Raw genomic sequence first — 15,904 nt, 5'->3', positions numbered from 1 at the left:
AGCGCCGTCCACGCGAACGAATCGCAGATTACACGCGGGCCAACCAGCGTTCGGGGTGGTCGAGTTCGTCGTCGGTCGGCAACATGTCCGGGCCTTCCCACACGCGGGTCGCCGTTTTCACGTCGCGCGCCGAGACAACGTGTTGGAAGAAGTCCTTGCCGCGCTCGTACTGTCGTCGTTTCATGCCCAATCCGAGCATGTGTCGGACGAGTTTCGACAGCGGGTTCATTCCCCTCCGTCGCGCCTCTATCTTCTCGCGGAGGTCGGAGTACTCGTCGTCGAACGCCTCGTCCATGAGGAGTTCCGCGTAGCCCTCGACGGCCGTCATGGCCGTGTCGAGTTGCTTGAACGCCTTTCGGTCCACTTCGCCGTGGGCGAGCGCCTCGATTCCCGTCTCCATCTCGTGTTCGAGGTAGTCGGAGAGCCACGGTGCCGCGCCGAACTCCGCGGCGTGAGTCACTTCGTGGAATGCTATCCAGCGGCGGAAGCGCGCGGAGTCGACCTCCAGTTCCTCGGCGATACGGCTGATGTTCGGGTGGACGAAGTACAGCGCATGGTCGTCGCCCTCGGCGAGGAGAAGCGGGTCGTACTGCCCGAGGACGTTGTTTCCGAGGAGGGCGAGCATGAACGACATCGTCCCGGTGTTGAGAACGCGGGCGACACCGGGGAGCACGTCCGGTCCGTACTCCTCGATGGGTTCCATCACGCGCTCGAACGTGGCGATGTTCGCGTCTATCCAGTGGTGCCGGTTCTGGATTTCGACGGTGCTCGGCACGTCGAAGGAGACGCCGGATACCTCCCGGACGCGGGTTCGGGCGTCGCGGACGTCGGTCGCATAGCCTGTCTGTTCCGCCGGAGAGAGGTCTATCGACCCGGGGTCCGTCGCCGCCTTCGCCGCGTCGGCCACCGCGGTCCAGTCGATGGGGCCGCTGCCGGACGCGCCGGTGACGGCACGGACGCTACGATAGAGATTCACACCGCTATGTTGGACTCACGCCGACAAAATCCTTCTGACTGCTCACTCCCGCCGTCGTTTCATCCGTTTCGCCAGCGCGACGACGATGATGAGGACGAGGAGCGGCCCGAGTTTTCCGGCGATGGATGGCGCTTCCTCCTCGTGTTCGCCGTGTTTTTCGTGTTTTCCGTGTTTGCCATGCTTTCCGTGCTTGCCGTGCTTTCCGTGTTTATGCCCCGACTTCAGCTTTCCTCGACCGAATCCGTCGGTCGATTTCGTCTCGCCAGTATTGAGCGTGAAGTCCGGTTCGTGAAGATGCAGTTCCAGAAACCCCATGCACACTCACTCAACGCTCGTCCTCTTATGCATTCTGGGAGAAATTATCGAAAAATCTAATTTTCATCGGCAGCTTCGAGAGATTGAAGGGACACGGCAGTACCAGTCCAACTATGGACGAGAACCGACGCACGTTTTTGAAAACGCTGCTGACGACGCCCAGTCCGTCCGGGTTCGAAGTGCCGGGCCAGCGCGTCTGGGTCGACTACGTATCCGAGTTCGCCGACGAGGTTCGAACCGACGAGTACGGAAACGCCGTCGCCGTCGTGGAGGGCGACGGCCCCGACATCGCGTTCGCGGGCCACGCCGACCAGATCGGTCTCATCGTCGCCGGAATCGACGAGGACGGCTTCATCCGAATCGACCGCATCGGCGGGACGGACCGCACCGTGACCAAGGGACAACAGGTCGTGATTCACACCGACGACGGCACCGTCAACGGGGTCGTCGGTCAGCGGGCGATTCACCTGCGCGACACCGCGGAGGACGAGTTCGAGGACATCGTCGAACAGCACGTGGACATCGGTGTCGACAGCGAGGCGGAGGCGGCCGAACTGGTCGACGTGGGCGACCCGATAACGTACACGGCGACCATCGAGGACCTGCAAGGAACGCGACTGGCCGGGCCGGGAATCGACAATCGCGTCGGGACGTGGGTCGCCGCCGAGGCGCTCCGCCGCGCGGCCGAACGGGATGTTGACGCGACGGTCTATGCCGTGAGTACGGTGCAGGAGGAAGTCGGTTTGCAGGGCGCGAAGATGGTCGGTTTCGACCTCGACCCAGACGCCATCGTCGCCATCGACGTGACGCACGCCATGGACAGCCCCGACGTGGACGGCGAGGAGCGCTTTTCCGACCTCACCATCGACCTCGGCGGCGGTCCGGTCGTGGCCCGCGGCAGCGCGAACCACCCCGAAGTCGTCGCGGCGGTGCGCGAGGCGGCGGACGAGGCCGGAATTCCCGTTCAACTGCAGGCGGCGGGCATCTACACCGGCACGGACGCCGACGCCTTCTTCACAGCCCGCGGCGGCACGCCGTCGCTCAACCTCGGACTCCCGAACCGATACATGCACACGCCCGTCGAAGTCATCGACACGGACGACTTGGACGCGTCCGCGGACCTCCTCGCGGAGTTCGCGGCGCGAGCAAGCGACCGGGACGGATTCGCGGTCGACATCTGACTGGAAACCCGGCTATCGTTCCGGTACGTTTATCAGCACAAACACTGGGTTTGTTGATATGAGCGGACGACCACTCGACGTTCTCGAAGCGTCGCTGAACTCGGCGGTGACCGTGCAGTTGAAAGGTGGGGAAGAGTACACCGGCACGCTGACCGGCTACGACCAACACATGAACCTCGTCATCGAAGACGAAGACACAACCATTATACGCGGCGATAACGTCGTTTCGATCACTCCATGACTGGTGCAGGAACTCCAAGCCAGGGTAAGAAGAACAAAACGACGCACGTGAAATGCCGCCGTTGCGGCGAGAAATCCTATCACGTGAGAAAAAGCGTTTGCTCGTCGTGCGGCTTCGGTAAGTCGAGCAAACGACGCGACTACGAGTGGCAGAGTAAAGCGGGCGACAACTAAGCGCCGGCTGCGGATTTTCTACCTCTCGATACCTCCCTTTCGACCAGCCGTCGGCCATTTCAAATCCCCGATACACATGGTCGTGCATATTTCTACGAAGATGGCGGGAGAATACGGCACGATAACGAGGGTTTTTACTACCGTCCCGCGCTACGGACAGCTATGTCATGTGGCCGGGACGGAGACCTCGGCGGACCGACCGAGAAATGTGGCGTCGTCGGCGCGTCACTCGCGGGTCGGGACGCGGCACGCCCACTCTACTACTCGCTGTACGCCCTCCAGCACCGCGGGCAGGAGTCGGCAGGCATCGTAACACACGACGGCTTCCAACAACACGACCACGTTTCGATGGGCCTCGTCGGGGACGCCTTCAGCAAGGAGGACATCGACGGCCTGAAGGGAAGCGCCGGAATCGGCCACGTCCGCTATCCGACCGCCGGAAGCGTGGACAAAAGCTGTGCCCAACCGTTCACCGTCTCGTTCAAGAGCGGGTCGCTCGCGCTGTCGCACAACGGCAACCTCGTCAACTCCGAGGAGATACGCGACGAACTCGCCGGAAAGGGCCACGCGTTTACGTCCGACGGCGACACGGAGGTCATCGCCCACGACCTCGCGCGCAACCTCCTCGAAGAGGACCTCGTTCGCGCCGTTAAACGGACGATGAGCCGACTTCACGGCTCTTACTCCCTCGCCATCATGCACGACGAGACGGTCCTCGGCGTGCGCGACCCGGAGGGCAACCGCCCGCTCGTCATCGGCGAAGTCGAGGACGGCTACGTCCTCGCCTCCGAGTCTTCTGCCATCGACACCATCGACGGCGAACTCGTCCGCGACGTGCGACCCGGCGAACTCGTCGTCCTCCGACCGAACGGGGCCGGCTACGACACCTACCAACTCGTCGAGCGCGACGAACCCGCCCACTGCTTCTTCGAACACGTCTACTTCGCCCGCCCGGACAGCATCATCGACGGCAACCTCGTCTACGAGGTTCGCCGCGAGTTGGGGAGAAAGCTCTGGGAGGAGAGCGGCATCGAGAGCGACGTCGTGATGCCCGTCCCCGACTCCGGGCGCGCGTTCGCGTCGGGATATGCGGAGGCCGCACAGGAGGACGGTTCGAACGTGGAGTTCGCGGAAGGGCTGATGAAGAACCGCTACGTCGGCCGGACGTTCATCATGCCGACGCAGGACGAGCGTGAACGGGCGGTTCGTCTGAAACTCAACCCCATCAAATCCACCGTCGAGGGACGAACCGTCACCATCATCGACGACAGCATCGTCCGCGGGACCACCTCGACGCAACTCGTCCAACTCCTCAAGGACTGCGGCGCGGAGGAGGTCCACATGCGCATCGGCGCGCCGCCCATCGTCGCCCCCTGCTACATGGGCATCAACATGGCCACCCGTGAGGAACTCATCGCCTCCGACAAATCCGTCGAGGAGATTCGGGAAGCCATCTCTGCCGACAGCCTCGGCTACCTCTCGAAGGAAGCCATCGCGGAGGCGCTTTCGGTCTCCCGATCCGAACTCTGTCTCGGCTGTGTTACGGGCGACTATCCCTACGACATCGACGGCGAGGAGACGGACCGCGACGTGACGCGTCCGGTCATCGAAGGCGCGAGCGACTGATTTCCCGGTACGGACGGACCGTAGTTTTAGGGTGCTTCGAGTGTAATCTCCCGTTCTATGCCGAGTTCGTCCGGCAGGGACGACCATCCCTGTCGCTCGACGCGTGCCGCCCGTAGCAATCGTCGGGGAAGTTGGTTCGGGCACGGACAGATAGCGACGACCGAAAAGAGCGGTTTCGGGCGATTTCTCGACGATCTCGTCTACGCCTTCGCGGACGTTTCGGTTCCGCTCATCCCCGCCCTTTTTTTCGTGAGCGTCGCCACTCCGAACCGGTTTTTCGGCCTGAAAACCTCCGCGTTGGTCGCGTGGACGACGATGGTTCTCGTTGCCGCCCTGATTCGCGGCGGGTGGCTCCCGCCGCTAGCGACGGAGACGCGAGGCTGGGTATCGTTGGCTCCCGCCCTGTTGCTGTTTCGAGTCGCCTACTTCAATGCCCTCCTCGCCGTCGCGACGTACGGCGGTGGAACGGTGGCGACTACGCTGGCGTTGCCACTCGTGTCCATCGGGGTTTCCCTGGTTGCGGCGGGCATCGGAATCGCCGCCTTCCCACGGCTTGCAGAGCTGTTCTGTGACCGATTCCTCGTTTCAGGGGTTCGTCCGAGCGACTAACGGCGTCCGCTACCGAACTCGTTTGTGCGACGTCATTCCTCGTGTAACAACCGCTCGATATCCGCATCGTTCAGCACGTCGAGTAGGCTCGCTCCGTTCTCGTACTCACGCCACTGGCGGGGTGTCAGGGAGGCCTCACCGTCGAGTGCTTCGAGTCGCTCCGCGAGCAGTTCGTCCAAATCGTCCGGGTCGTATCCCGGTATTGGCATGGGATAAAGCGTACGGCTTCGGTGCGCAAATATCGTGTGGCTAGAAACGGTTATTTCGCATTTAGAAGGCTTGTAACAGGACAATACGGTCGTTGAGGGAATCAATATACGACGTACAACAACGCGTAGACCACCACGCCGAGCGCGAAGGAGGTGAGCCACAGCGACGCCGCGATGCGTCCGACGCGGGGGTGGTTCGTCTTCGGGAGGTCGCGTACCGGGTGGGAAAGCGCGAGCAACAGCACGTAGTACAGCAGGGGAATGCACACCATCGCGAGGACCATGTGAATCGCCAGAACCGGCAGGTAGACGTACTGCTTTACGGTTTTCGGACCGGTAAACTCCGTCGGGCCTTCCAGCGAGACGCGGTAGAGGTAGAGTCCGAGGAAGCAGACGAACAGGACGATACCGGTCAGCATCCCGGCGCGGTGGCGTACGAGGTGGCCGTGTTGAATCGCGTGCCACGCGGTGCCGATGACGGTGATCGCGGCGACGCTGATGACGGCGTTGAGGTGTGGAATCGCTTCCAGAAACCAAGCGGGTGCGCGCGGAATCGCGTCCTCGGGGACGACGCCCAACACGGCACCGAACACGAGCGCGAGCGAGACGATGCTTAAAAGCGCGGTCAGCGCCGGAACGTTGTTTCGAACGGAGGTTTCCATGTTCGGTCTTGATGCTGGGTCAGTAAACCAGTTACTTCACGATTTTGTAGAGTCGGTCACATTCACAGGCCGGACATCGGTCGAACGGCAGGTCGAACGCACGGGCGCACTCGGGACAAACGTAGTCGACACGCGTATTTTTTAGGCGGGCGATGAGACCAAGCGACATCAATTCAGGATGGTATCCACGAATAATTAGCGTATTGGACGGACCTTGTCATGTCCGTGCGAACGCCTGCCTCCGCCGCGGAAAATGAAAGGCCTTTTATTATCCGGCCATCTACGATTGAGTGCAGACAGACGCAGCGAGCGTGGGTAGCCAAGCTAGGCCAACGGCGCAGCGTTGAGGGCGCTGTCCCGTAGGGGTCCGCCGGTTCAAATCCGGTCCCACGCATCGCACGCGCGGCTTCGCCGCGACATCAACGATGCAGGTGATCTCCTTCGTGGACATCACCCACGCACAATCCTACTGAAACAACACTCATCAGCAGTGGCTGGTTCGTTTCTATTCGACGTTTTTTCGGACAGTAACGGCGCTGACTCATAGGGGTCCGCCGGTGAGCGGTCGTCCAAACGTGAGATACGGTTTGCATGCCCGAGAGGTGATTTCGGCCGAAAAATCGGATCCGGTTCGTCGGCTATAAGCCTTCGTGTGTGGCGATTCGGTCGCGCCACTCGCTCGGAATCTCGGTGGGTTCGTCCGTCTCGCCGTCGAACACGACTTGCACGATTTCGGCGGTGGCGGCCACCTCGTCCCCGGTGAGAATCTCGTACTCCATGGTGAAACTGGTGTTCCCGAGTTCAGTGATTCCCATCCCGATGGTTACATCATCTTCGGCGGTTATCGACCGGTGGTAGTCGATTTCGAGGTGTGCGATGACGCCCCGAACGTCGTCCATCGTGAGGCCGAGGTGGTCCCGGAAGTAGTCCATCCGCGCCTGTTCGAGGTACGTCGCGTACACCGCGTTGTTCACGTGACCCATCGTATCGAGATCGCGATAGCGCACCTCGATGTCGGTCGTGTGGCCGAATTCGTCCATGAAACTCATAGCGGAAAGCGGCTAAACCATCTGTCGGTTCCGTCCCGAGAGGGTCGCGGCCCGGAGGTCGATGCGAACAGCCCCGAGGAACGGGTGTTCGACAGGCATGTATTTATCAGTTCGACTACTGCAACTAAACATGTCCTCAGAGTTCAAGGAATCGTACGTCATCTGGGGAATCGTCGCCGTCGCGGTTCTCACGCTCCTGTACAGTGTCTTGCTCGCCGGGCGCTTCCTCTCGTGGTTCGGCATCGCCCTTCCGCTCCTCGGACTGTACCTGTTCTGGCGGTTCGTTCGCGCCGTCGAACGAATTGCCGACGAAATGGAGCGATGATCAGGCCCCGCCCGGACGCTATCGACCCGACCCGGTTCCGCGGTCGAACGACTGCACTTCGACGGAGCGGCCCTCCGGGTCCTCGGCGAAGAAGTGGTAGATGTCGTACTTCGGATTCTCCTCCGGCGGGTCGCGTGCCCGGTCGGCGAGTTCGTCGTACAACGCGTCCACGCCATCCCGGTCGTCGGTGACGAACGTGAGGATGCCGTCGGTGTCCGCCGACTCGCGCTCGCAGAAGCCAAAGCGCAGGTTGTCGTACTGCAACACCGTACAGTCGGTCTGTTCGAGCCACACCTCTGCGCCGAGGCGGTCGGTGTAGAACGGGACGGTTTCGGCGTGGGATTCGCTGGCGAAGAAGACGATGCCGCTCATACGCGAGACGACGCGGCGGGTCGAAAAACCGGTTTCGACCCGTTCAGTCCGACCGCACCGGTCGATTCGACCGGCGCGTCAATCCGACCGGAGCATCACGTCGGTCGCCTTGACCACCGCGGTCAACTCCATCCCCTCCTCGATTTCCAAGTTCTCCGCCGATTCGCGGGTGATGACGGCCGCGACTTCTTCGCCGTTCACGTCGAGCACCACCTCTGCGGTCACGTCGCCCGTTTCCACTTCCACTACCACCCCGTCGAGTCTGTTTCGTGCGCTTAACATCCGAGTTCCCCCGGAGCGAACACGACGACACCGAGAATAAGCGTTCGGGCGGACTTTGCTCCGGTGAATAAACGCGATATTGAAATGTAGCCCCTTCCTAACGGGGGTATGGCAAAATATTCGACGGGGAACTCGTCCGGCGGCGGCAGCGGCGGTTCCTGTGAACTCTGCGGGAAGGCGTCCGACTCGCTGACCGAAGCGAGCGTCGCGGGCGCGACGTTACAGGTCTGTGATAGCTGTGCGAGCCACAATGACGCCGCCCAACCGACGAAATCGAAGCGCGGCAACGACGGGAACGCCATGAGCGAGCAGGACCGACGGCGCAGGGCGGCCCAACGAACGGCGAGGATGGACGACGCCCGAAAGGGCGATGCGCGCCATTGGGAGGAGGAGGGAACGAGTTACGACAGCGACCCGCTCCCCTATCTCGTCTCCGACTACGGCGACCGCGTCATCGACGCGCGACAGGAGGAAGGTCTCCAGCGCGGCGAACTCGCCGAGGAACTCGGGGTTCAGGAGAACGACCTCCTCGCCGTCGAACAGAACCGGGCGAACCGCGCGAGCGTCGGTGGGTCGGTCATCGAATCGTTAGAGGAGCGCCTCGGCGTTACGCTCTCGGAGTCGGCGTAGCGTTTCGTCCGCCCGTTTCGGAGAACGGGGTATGACCAGCGCGCCGACAGAACCGTATCACGTGACGGCCGTGACCCGCTCGGAGCGTGAGCCAATCGACCAGCAGGGGTACGCTCGGAGATCCGTATCGCGTGCGCTCGGAAGCGCCAAGACGATGGGATGGTGGTTTCGGAGCGGTGTTTTCGATCTACTGCGACTCCTTTTCCGCCCGGATGATGTACTCCTGTCCGCGGGTGTGTATCGTTTCGACCGTGAACCCGCACGCTTCGAGCCCCGTCAGGACCTCCTCCTCGGTCGAATCGAACTCGTCGAGGAACGTCGGATGGACTTCACAGTACACCAATCGGCAGTCGGGGCGTGAAAGCGTCGCTTCCATACCACGTATCACTTTGGCTTCCACTCCCTCGACGTCGATTTTCACGACCGTCGGGGCCGGCACCGAACCCCGTTCGACCAACCGGTCGCCGCGTTCGAGCGACACCCGTTGTGGCCCGGACTCCGAAAGTCGAGCACTCGCGGAGATCGCCGTTTCGCCCGCTTCGTCCGAGAGCGCCACTCGTCGAACGTCCGCCTGCAAGTCGTTTCGAGAGAGATTCGCCTCGATTTCGACCGCGTGGTTCGCTCGCGGTTCGAAGCTGACGACCTGCCCGTCCGTGAGGTGGGTAGCGGCCAAGCAGGTGTAGCTTCCGATGTATGCCCCGACGTCGTAAAATACGTCGTCCGTGTCCAGTCGAGAGAGCAAGTCGGCGATGACGGGGCGCTCGCCGACTAAGGTGTGATAGTGGCGAAAACTGCTCACCGACGAAGCGTGGAACGTCGTGCTGACATCTCCGACCTGTTGGGTGTACTCACCGCCGCTCGCACGATATAGCAACCACCAGTACGACCGTGAAAGGGTCGATTTCAGCCCGAGTCTATCGATGATACCCATGATCGGCCGCGTAGTGAGCACCGCTCGCCCCGCCCGGATCACGTTCATCTTGAGATTTGACGCAGGCATTCTTTGAAAGATGATTATTTTCCGACTATAAAAAACATCGGATCGATGAGATGAACCTCAACCGCCACGGTCGTCGGTGGCATCTCGAATCCCGTAGCAGCACGGGAGACGGAGCTGACGTTCGCGATGGTGGACCTACCGCGCTCGGTATCGAAGTCGGCGTAGCGTTTTTGTCCGCCCGTTTCGGAGAACGGGGTATGACCAGCGCGCCAACAGAGCCATATCGGACGAGTTTCGACGCGACGGTTGCGGCAATCGACGGGACGGACGTCGTTCTCACGGACACGTATTTTTACGCCGAGAGCGGCGGCCAACCGGCCGACAGGGGTACGCTCGGTGGGAGTTCCGTCGTGGACGTACAGAAGCGCGACGGCGACGTCGTTCACACGCTCGAAACCGACCCCGAGTTCGAGGAGGGCGACGAAATCGTCGGACGGGTGGACGAGGAGTTCCGCACCTACTGCATGCGGTCGCATACGGCGAGCCACGTCCTCTACGGCGCGGGGCGACAGATACTGGACGACCTCGGCTACGGCGGGTTCGACATCGGCGAGGGGAAGGTGCGCGTCGATTTCCAAACCTCGACGGACATCGACGACGACGTGCTGACGGAACTCGAACGCCTGACGAACCGCGCGGTGTGGGATTCGATGGCCGTCTCGTGGGAGGAGGTCCCGAAGGAGGACGCGCTGGCACGCGAGGACATCGCGTTCAACGCGAAGACGGAGGAGGGCGTGCTGAGCGGGTCGGACACGGTTCGCGTCGTGGACATCGACGGGTGGGACGTGGCGGCATGCGGCGGCACACACGTCGAGAACACCCGCGAAATCGGGCCGGTGACGATACTCGACCGGTCGAACCCCGGCGAGGGCATGACGCGCGTGGAGTTCGCTGTGGGGCCGCCGGCCATCCGCACGCGAGCAGCGGAGAAACGGAGCGCGCTGGACGCCGCGCGAATCGCCGGAACCGGAGTCGAGGACTTGCCGAACGAGGTGTCCCGCCTCACGGACGAACTCGACGCGTTGGAAGCCGAGTTGGCGGACGCGAAGTCGCAACTCCTCGGTGCGACCATCGAGGAACTCGCGGACGAGACGGTCGCCCGAAACGGCAACGAATGGCTCGTCGGCGCGGTGGAGGGCGTCGGCCCGAACGAACTCGGAGACACGGTGCGCGAACTCGCGGGCCAGACGGCCGACGTGATTGCCCTGACCGGGAGAGACGGTGCCACCTTCCTCGTGGTCGGCACCGACGGGGACGTCGAAGCGGGCGACGTGGTGGACGAGGTAACGGCGGAGTTCGGCGGCGGCGGTGGCGGCAGTCCGACGTTCGCGCAGGGCGGCGGCCTGTCGGCGGACCCGGACGACGTGGTCGCGTATCTGCGGAATTAGCGTTCGACGCCCAACTGCTCGAAGACGAACGTCCACTCGTCCAACTTCTCCCGAACGACCATCTCCCTCGGCTTGCCGACGCCGTGGCCCGTGTTTCGCTCCTCGCAGAGGAGAATGGGGGCGTCGCCGGTGTGTTTCTCCTGCATTTTAGCGGCCATCTTCCGCGCGTGGGCCGGATGAACCCGAGTATCCCCCTCGGCGGTTTTGAACAGCACGGCGGGATACGACTCCTCCACCACGTTGTGGTACGGCGAATAGTCGCGGATATACTCGAACGCCTCCGGGTCGTCGGGTGAACCGTACTCCGCGGTCCACGACGTGCCGAGAAGGAACCGATGGAACCGGAGCATGTCGAGGAGCGGCACCACGCAGAGGCAGGCGGCGAACAGGTCCGGGCGCTGTGTGATGCCCGCGCCGACGGTCAACCCGCCGTTGCTCCGCCCGTCGATAGCAAGGCGACTGGAACTCGTGTAGCCGCGCTCGATGAGGTGTTCGGCCGCCGCGACGAAGTCGTCGAAGGTGTTCTGCTTGTTCTCCTTTCGGGCCGCGTGGTGCCACTCCTCGCCGAACTCGCCGCCGCCGCGGACGTTCGCGACGGCGAAGACGCCACCGTGTTCGAGGAAGGGCAACGCGTAGCGCCGGAACGCGGGGGTCTGGCTGAGTTCGAACCCGCCGTAAGCGTACAGCAACGTCGGGTTGTCGCCGTCCCGTTCGACGCCGGCGTGAACCACGAAGAGCGGAACTTCGGTGCCGTCGGCCGATTCGTACCACTCCTGTTCGATCTGTAGGTCGGTTTCGATGTGGACCTCGGGCGCGTCGATTTCCGTCGCCCCTTCGCCGACGGCGTAGCGATAGACGGTCGGCGGGTGGTCGAACGACTGGAAGCGGAAGAAGCACTCGTCGTCGTCCCGCGACCCGTGGAGACTTCCCTCGTCTATCGACCCCATCTCGGGGAGCGAAACGTCCTCGACGTGCGTTCCATCGAGTTCGAAGGTGGCGAGTTCCGAGACGGCATCGCGTTCGTACTGGACGACTATGTGATCGCCGGCGAGAACGAACTCCCGGAGAATCGCGTCGTTTCGCTCCGGGACGACGCTTTCGAACTCCTCGGGCGAGTCGAACCCGTCGGGAGCGCCGACCGATTCGAGGTCCGCCGCGACGATTCGGTAGTTGGGCGCGTCGAAACTCGTCAGGAAGAACACCCTGTCGTCGCGCAAGTGCGGTTCGAAGATGGCCGCCTCGTCGGTCACGAGCGGTTCGAACTCGCCGTCCCGCTCCGTGTAGATGTCCGTCCACTCCCACCTGCGAGTGAGTTCGACCACGAGAAAGTCGCTCTCCGGGTCGGTGTGCAGGCCCGCCCATGTCTGTTCGTCGAGTTCGATTGGAAGTTCAGCGTCCTCGTCGCCCGCGTCGTCTTCCTCCAGTCGGTGATACGCGAGCGACTTGTCGAGTTGCCCGCCGTCTTCGAGCGCGCCGGTTCGGCCGTAGTAAAATCCCCCGTCGGTCCACGCGAACGATCGCTGGTCCGTTCGGCCCGTTTCGCGGAGTTCGTCCACGAGATCCCCCGTTTCCGCGTCCACGACGCGAACGTCGTACTGCTCCGTGTCGCCCTCCATGACGCCGTAGGCGACGAGCGACCCGTCCGGCGAGGGGACGAACCAGTCGAGGGTCTCCGTGGCGTCGTCGCGCCAGTCGTTCGGGTCCGCGAGGACGCGTCGCTCGCCGTCGAGTTCGTCCCGAACCGTCAACAGCGGAAGGTCCTCGTCGGCGGGCGTGTACCGCTGGAAGTAGCCGTTCGACGTCGGGACGATGGGAAAGTAGGTCGCGGTGTTCGCCAGCGCTTGGAACCGCGGTTCGAGTCCGTCGCGCGTCTCCCCGTGCAGGAACGATTCCGCGTACTCGTTCTGTGCGGCGACCCACTCTGACACGTCCTCGTCGTCGCCCTCCAACCAGCGGTACGGGTCGCGAATCTCCTCGCCGTGGAGCGTTTCGACGGTCTCACGCGCTTCGGTCGGTGGGGGAGTCCGTGGCATACTCGAAATAGTCGAAGGTCCGCCAAATATCTTGTCTGGAATCGATAACGCGACGAGAGGGACGTCGAGAGAGGAAGGTTCGCGGAGTAATCGACAGTATTTTTCCGTGAGAGCGGGTACGAACGGTCCGTGAATATACGGGGGACGGTAAGCGAACCGGGCGAGGCGCGAACCGTGAGTACGCAGTACGGGGAACGCGACCTCGCGGAGATACGCGTGCAACCGGACGACGACGTGCCGCGGACCGTGACGCTGTGGGGAAAGTGGGCGGAAACCGCAGAGTACCTCGAAGAAGGGATGGAACTGCTGGTAACGGACGCCGAGGAAACCGAGTACGACGGCGAGACGACGTACGCGACGGGAAAGGACTCGTACGTCGTGGTCGAACCCTCGTTCCTCGTGAACGTGACCGACGTTCGCTCGTGGGTGCAGTGTCCCCGGATGTACTACCTGAACAAACTGTCCGCGATTCCGCTGAACTACCCCGTCGTGAAGGGGACCATCGTCCACGAGGTGTTCGGCGACCTGCTCCGCGGCCGTGATTTGGACGACTCCATCGAGGAGCGCGTGGAGGAAGTCGGCCTCCAACTCGGCCTGCTCGGACGCGAGGCGGACGAGGTGGCGGGCGAGGTGCGACAGAACGCCCGCGCCATCGAAGGCTGGTTGGAACAGGGCGTCCTCGACGACACGGACGACTGGCGGAGCGAGTACACGCTCATCAGCGAGCAGTTCGGCATCAAGGGGCGCTGTGACGCACTCCGGCGCGGGATGCCGGTCGAACTGAAGACGGGGAAGAACACGAACCGCGACCCGCGCTTTCAGGACAAGATTCAGGCGGCCTGTTACGCTCTCCTCCTGCAGGAGCGCGGCGTTCCGGCGAACACGGGAACCCTGCTCTACACGAAGAACTCCGCGCTGGACCGCACGGAGGAGACGGGCGACCTTTCGCCCGCAAAGGAGTTCTCCATCGGAAAGGGCCTCCTCGAATTCGTCGTCAGGACCCGAAACGAAATCGCCGCGGCGGAGTTCGACATGGACGTGCCGACGGGGTACGAGGCGAACGCCAAGTGCGAGTACTGCTTCGAGAAGGACACCTGCATGGTCGTCTCCGGCCGCCTGGATCAGGAGTCCAAGGCGGGCCAAATCGGACGGCCGATTCCGGAGGAAGAGCGCGAGTACTTCCGCGAGAAGTACGAGCAGATAGAACGGGAACGCCGAGCGACCCACCGCGAGTACGCCAAACTGTGGGAGCAGACGGCACAGGAACGGGCGGACGACGACCGGGCGCTCATCGGCTTGGAACCGGCGGGACAAACGCAAATCGAGGGCGGGCGGTGGGAACTCCGCGCCCGCCGGACCGACGACGCCGTGTCGAAGATTCGGGAGGGAGACGTCGTTCTCGCCAGCAAGGGCAATCCCGTCAGCGGCCACGCGGAACTGGCGCGAGTACGGAAACTGGGCGATGAAATCGTCGTCACGACGGACGAACCCATCGAACTCCGACGATTGGACGTGTATCCTTCGGAGTTCTCCGCCGACGGAATGTTGACCGCGCTCCACGACGCCCTGCTCAAGGGCGACCAACGACGGAAGGACGTGCTGTTCAGACGTCAGGACCCCGATTTCGAGTCCGAAGAGCGGACGTTCATCGGGAACAACGACGCGCAGAACGCGGCGGTCAACCTCGCGGTGAACGCGAAGGACTGTGCGCTCATCCACGGCCCGCCCGGCACCGGGAAGACCTACACCATCGCGCGGACCATCCGCGCGCTCGTGGACGACGGCAACCGTGTCCTCCTCTCAGCGTTCACGAACCGCGCCGTGGACAACGCGCTCGAAGCGTTACGCGAGCAGAGCTTCGAAGACATACTCCGCGTCGGCACCGAAAGCGGCGTCCGCGAGGACATGCAGGACATCCGGTTGGAGCGGGGCGGCGACCCCGGTGAGCGCGTCGCCGAACTCGAAGGTGCGGGCGTCGTGGCGGCAACGACGGCGACCTGTGGCTCCCGAATCATGCGCGAACAGGCGTTCGACGTGGCGCTGGTGGACGAGGCCTCGCAGTTGACCGAGCCGGCCACGCAGGCGGCCATCAACCTCGCCGAGCGGTTCGTCCTCGTCGGCGACCACCACCAACTGCCGCCGGTCGTCCAAGCGACCGACGCGGAATCGGACTCCGAGGAAAATACGGACGGTGACGCCGTGGGGGGCGACCTCTCGACTTCCCTCTTCCAGCGACTCGTGGAACTGTACCCCGACGCGTCCGTGATGCTCGACCGCCAGTACCGGATGGCCCAACGGATTCAGGCGTTCTCCTCCCGCGAGTTTTACGACGGCGCGCTTCGCCCGGCGAGCGGCGAGGTCGCTGCCCAGAAGATAGACGACTTACCGACGGTCGACGCCGACTCCCTGCCGCCCGAACTCCGGCCCGGCGTCGCCTTCGTTGACCCCGACGGGAAGACCGCTGGCAACACGAACCCGGTCGAAGCCGAACGCGTCACGGAACTCGTCTCCCGGTTCGTGGAGGCGGGCGTCGCCCGCGAGGATATCGGCGTCATCGCGCCGTTCCGCGCGCAAGTCGCCGAGATTTCCCGGCGCGTCCACGACGCCGTCGCCGTCGATACGGTTGACCGGTTCCAAGGGTCGAGCAAGGAGGTCATCGTCGTCTCGTTCGTCGCCACGGGGGACTTGGACAGTCCGATATTCGACGACTACCGGCGCGTGAACGTCGCGCTGACCCGTGCGAAAAAGTCGCTCGTCCTCGTCGGTGACGAGCGGGCGCTTCGCTCCTCGCCGCTCTACGACCGGATGGTCGAGTGGGCGTCCTAGCGACGTG

General features: G+C 63.3%; 18 protein-coding genes and 1 tRNA gene. 10 read left to right on the top strand and 9 right to left on the bottom strand.

Features of this window, described 5'->3' with window-relative positions:
* Positions 1-28 precede the first annotated feature (28 nt).
* Together ACGYLY_RS02925 and ACGYLY_RS02920 are read right to left on the bottom strand one after the other, a co-directional pair.
* Positions 29-976 carry a zinc-dependent metalloprotease gene (locus tag ACGYLY_RS02925; RefSeq protein WP_395283060.1) on the bottom strand — a complete coding sequence of 316 codons (948 nt, stop codon included), beginning with the start codon at positions 974-976 and terminating at the stop codon, positions 29-31.
* Positions 977-1,018: 42 nt separating this feature from the next.
* Complete coding sequence (locus ACGYLY_RS02920; protein ID WP_395283061.1) at positions 1,019-1,291, bottom strand: hypothetical protein; 273 nt, start codon at positions 1,289-1,291, stop codon at positions 1,019-1,021.
* Positions 1,292-1,404: 113 nt separating this feature from the next.
* Here ACGYLY_RS02920 and ACGYLY_RS02915 point away from each other — a divergent pair, with 113 nt between their 5' ends.
* The 5 genes from ACGYLY_RS02915 to ACGYLY_RS02895 all read left to right on the top strand — a co-directional run bounded on the left by ACGYLY_RS02915 (position 1,405) and on the right by ACGYLY_RS02895 (position 5,121).
* On the top strand, positions 1,405-2,472 hold the full coding sequence (locus tag ACGYLY_RS02915) for a M20/M25/M40 family metallo-hydrolase (RefSeq protein ID WP_395283062.1): 1,068 nt from the start codon (positions 1,405-1,407) through the stop codon (positions 2,470-2,472).
* Between the two features lie 58 nt (positions 2,473-2,530).
* Positions 2,531-2,713, top strand: coding sequence for an LSM domain-containing protein (locus ACGYLY_RS02910; protein ID WP_007977665.1), 183 nt, complete (start codon positions 2,531-2,533; stop codon positions 2,711-2,713).
* Positions 2,710-2,886: a 50S ribosomal protein L37e gene (locus ACGYLY_RS02905; RefSeq protein WP_395283063.1), complete on the top strand. Its 177-nt coding sequence runs from the start codon at positions 2,710-2,712 to the stop codon at positions 2,884-2,886. The genes ACGYLY_RS02910 and ACGYLY_RS02905 overlap by 4 nt, the downstream gene beginning before the upstream one ends.
* A 162-nt stretch (positions 2,887-3,048) precedes the next feature.
* Positions 3,049-4,512 (top strand): amidophosphoribosyltransferase, encoded by a 1,464-nt coding sequence (purF, locus tag ACGYLY_RS02900; protein ID WP_395283064.1) that lies wholly within the window; start codon positions 3,049-3,051, stop codon positions 4,510-4,512.
* Between the two features lie 57 nt (positions 4,513-4,569).
* On the top strand, positions 4,570-5,121 hold the full coding sequence (locus ACGYLY_RS02895) for a hypothetical protein (protein ID WP_395283065.1): 552 nt from the start codon (positions 4,570-4,572) through the stop codon (positions 5,119-5,121).
* 32 nt (positions 5,122-5,153) lie between these two features.
* Here ACGYLY_RS02895 and ACGYLY_RS02890 read toward each other — a convergent pair whose 3' ends face one another.
* Both ACGYLY_RS02890 and ACGYLY_RS02885 read right to left on the bottom strand, forming a co-directional pair.
* A complete protein-coding gene (locus tag ACGYLY_RS02890; RefSeq protein ID WP_395283066.1) occupies positions 5,154-5,330 on the bottom strand; it encodes a hypothetical protein in 177 nt (58 codons plus the stop codon).
* A 101-nt stretch (positions 5,331-5,431) separates the two neighbouring features.
* Positions 5,432-5,992, bottom strand: a complete 561-nt coding sequence (locus tag ACGYLY_RS02885; RefSeq protein ID WP_395283067.1) for a DUF420 domain-containing protein — start codon at positions 5,990-5,992, stop codon at positions 5,432-5,434.
* Positions 5,993-6,301: 309 nt separating this feature from the next.
* Here ACGYLY_RS02885 and ACGYLY_RS02880 point away from each other — a divergent pair.
* Positions 6,302-6,386 (top strand) — tRNA-Leu (locus ACGYLY_RS02880).
* A gap of 244 nt (positions 6,387-6,630) precedes the next feature.
* Here ACGYLY_RS02880 and ACGYLY_RS02875 read toward each other — a convergent pair.
* On the bottom strand, positions 6,631-7,032 hold the full coding sequence (locus tag ACGYLY_RS02875) for an acyl-CoA thioesterase (protein WP_395283068.1): 402 nt from the start codon (positions 7,030-7,032) through the stop codon (positions 6,631-6,633).
* 139 nt (positions 7,033-7,171) lie between these two features.
* On the opposite strand from ACGYLY_RS02875, the gene ACGYLY_RS02870 reads away from it, so the two are divergent.
* Entirely contained in the window at positions 7,172-7,366 is a 195-nt protein-coding gene (locus tag ACGYLY_RS02870; protein ID WP_395283069.1) for a hypothetical protein, read from the top strand.
* A gap of 18 nt (positions 7,367-7,384) precedes the next feature.
* Here the strand turns inward: ACGYLY_RS02870 and ACGYLY_RS02865 are convergent, their stop codons facing one another.
* Both ACGYLY_RS02865 and ACGYLY_RS02860 read right to left on the bottom strand, forming a co-directional pair.
* Positions 7,385-7,738 carry a VOC family protein gene (locus ACGYLY_RS02865; protein WP_395283070.1) on the bottom strand — a complete coding sequence of 118 codons (354 nt, stop codon included), beginning with the start codon at positions 7,736-7,738 and terminating at the stop codon, positions 7,385-7,387.
* Positions 7,739-7,816: 78 nt separating this feature from the next.
* The gene (locus tag ACGYLY_RS02860; protein WP_395283071.1) at positions 7,817-8,020 is read right to left on the bottom strand and encodes a molybdopterin-binding protein; all 204 of its coding nucleotides are present in this window, start codon (positions 8,018-8,020) and stop codon (positions 7,817-7,819) included.
* 108 nt (positions 8,021-8,128) lie between these two features.
* Here ACGYLY_RS02860 and ACGYLY_RS02855 point away from each other — a divergent pair, with 108 nt between their 5' ends.
* Complete coding sequence (locus tag ACGYLY_RS02855) at positions 8,129-8,650, top strand: multiprotein-bridging factor 1 family protein (RefSeq protein WP_395283072.1); 522 nt, start codon at positions 8,129-8,131, stop codon at positions 8,648-8,650.
* Positions 8,651-8,837: 187 nt separating this feature from the next.
* Here the strand turns inward: ACGYLY_RS02855 and ACGYLY_RS02850 are convergent, their stop codons facing one another.
* A complete protein-coding gene (locus tag ACGYLY_RS02850; protein WP_395283073.1) occupies positions 8,838-9,650 on the bottom strand; it encodes an FkbM family methyltransferase in 813 nt (270 codons plus the stop codon).
* A 197-nt stretch (positions 9,651-9,847) separates the two neighbouring features.
* On the opposite strand from ACGYLY_RS02850, the gene ACGYLY_RS02845 reads away from it, so the two are divergent.
* Positions 9,848-11,038 (top strand): alanyl-tRNA editing protein, encoded by a 1,191-nt coding sequence (locus ACGYLY_RS02845; RefSeq protein ID WP_395283074.1) that lies wholly within the window; start codon positions 9,848-9,850, stop codon positions 11,036-11,038.
* Here the strand turns inward: ACGYLY_RS02845 and ACGYLY_RS02840 are convergent.
* Positions 11,035-13,071 carry a prolyl oligopeptidase family protein gene (locus ACGYLY_RS02840; protein WP_395283075.1) on the bottom strand — a complete coding sequence of 679 codons (2,037 nt, stop codon included), beginning with the start codon at positions 13,069-13,071 and terminating at the stop codon, positions 11,035-11,037. The genes ACGYLY_RS02845 and ACGYLY_RS02840 overlap by 4 nt on opposite strands.
* Before the next feature lie 129 nt (positions 13,072-13,200).
* On the opposite strand from ACGYLY_RS02840, the gene ACGYLY_RS02835 reads away from it, so the two are divergent.
* A complete protein-coding gene (locus ACGYLY_RS02835) occupies positions 13,201-15,897 on the top strand; it encodes an AAA domain-containing protein (protein ID WP_395283076.1) in 2,697 nt (898 codons plus the stop codon).
* The last annotated feature ends 7 nt before the right edge of the window (positions 15,898-15,904 follow it).

The organism is Haladaptatus sp. CMAA 1909 (genome assembly GCF_043952005.1).
In the GTDB taxonomy this organism is placed as follows: Archaea; Halobacteriota; Halobacteria; order Halobacteriales; family Haladaptataceae; genus Haladaptatus.
Note: the sequence above shows the minus strand (reverse complement) of the source record. Positions and strands in the feature narration are given on the sequence as shown.

What these genes read in the sequence shown, in the direction of transcription:
- purF (WP_395283064.1), top strand. Translation starts at nt 3,049, where the DNA reads ATGTCATGTGGCCGGGACGGAGACCTCGGCGGACCGACCGAGAAATGT.
- ACGYLY_RS02840 (WP_395283075.1), bottom strand. Translation starts at nt 13,071, where the DNA reads ATGCCACGGACTCCCCCACCGACCGAAGCGCGTGAGACCGTCGAAACG.
- ACGYLY_RS02910 (WP_007977665.1), top strand. Translation starts at nt 2,531, where the DNA reads ATGAGCGGACGACCACTCGACGTTCTCGAAGCGTCGCTGAACTCGGCG.
- ACGYLY_RS02905 (WP_395283063.1), top strand. Translation starts at nt 2,710, where the DNA reads ATGACTGGTGCAGGAACTCCAAGCCAGGGTAAGAAGAACAAAACGACG.
- ACGYLY_RS02890 (WP_395283066.1), bottom strand. Translation starts at nt 5,330, where the DNA reads ATGCCAATACCGGGATACGACCCGGACGATTTGGACGAACTGCTCGCG.
- ACGYLY_RS02895 (WP_395283065.1), top strand. Translation starts at nt 4,570, where the DNA reads ATGCCGAGTTCGTCCGGCAGGGACGACCATCCCTGTCGCTCGACGCGT.
- ACGYLY_RS02875 (WP_395283068.1), bottom strand. Translation starts at nt 7,032, where the DNA reads ATGGACGAATTCGGCCACACGACCGACATCGAGGTGCGCTATCGCGAT.
- ACGYLY_RS02870 (WP_395283069.1), top strand. Translation starts at nt 7,172, where the DNA reads ATGTCCTCAGAGTTCAAGGAATCGTACGTCATCTGGGGAATCGTCGCC.
- ACGYLY_RS02915 (WP_395283062.1), top strand. Translation starts at nt 1,405, where the DNA reads ATGGACGAGAACCGACGCACGTTTTTGAAAACGCTGCTGACGACGCCC.
- ACGYLY_RS02845 (WP_395283074.1), top strand. Translation starts at nt 9,848, where the DNA reads ATGACCAGCGCGCCAACAGAGCCATATCGGACGAGTTTCGACGCGACG.
- ACGYLY_RS02920 (WP_395283061.1), bottom strand. Translation starts at nt 1,291, where the DNA reads ATGGGGTTTCTGGAACTGCATCTTCACGAACCGGACTTCACGCTCAAT.
- ACGYLY_RS02850 (WP_395283073.1), bottom strand. Translation starts at nt 9,650, where the DNA reads ATGCCTGCGTCAAATCTCAAGATGAACGTGATCCGGGCGGGGCGAGCG.
- ACGYLY_RS02860 (WP_395283071.1), bottom strand. Translation starts at nt 8,020, where the DNA reads ATGTTAAGCGCACGAAACAGACTCGACGGGGTGGTAGTGGAAGTGGAA.
- ACGYLY_RS02885 (WP_395283067.1), bottom strand. Translation starts at nt 5,992, where the DNA reads ATGGAAACCTCCGTTCGAAACAACGTTCCGGCGCTGACCGCGCTTTTA.
- ACGYLY_RS02865 (WP_395283070.1), bottom strand. Translation starts at nt 7,738, where the DNA reads ATGAGCGGCATCGTCTTCTTCGCCAGCGAATCCCACGCCGAAACCGTC.
- ACGYLY_RS02855 (WP_395283072.1), top strand. Translation starts at nt 8,129, where the DNA reads ATGGCAAAATATTCGACGGGGAACTCGTCCGGCGGCGGCAGCGGCGGT.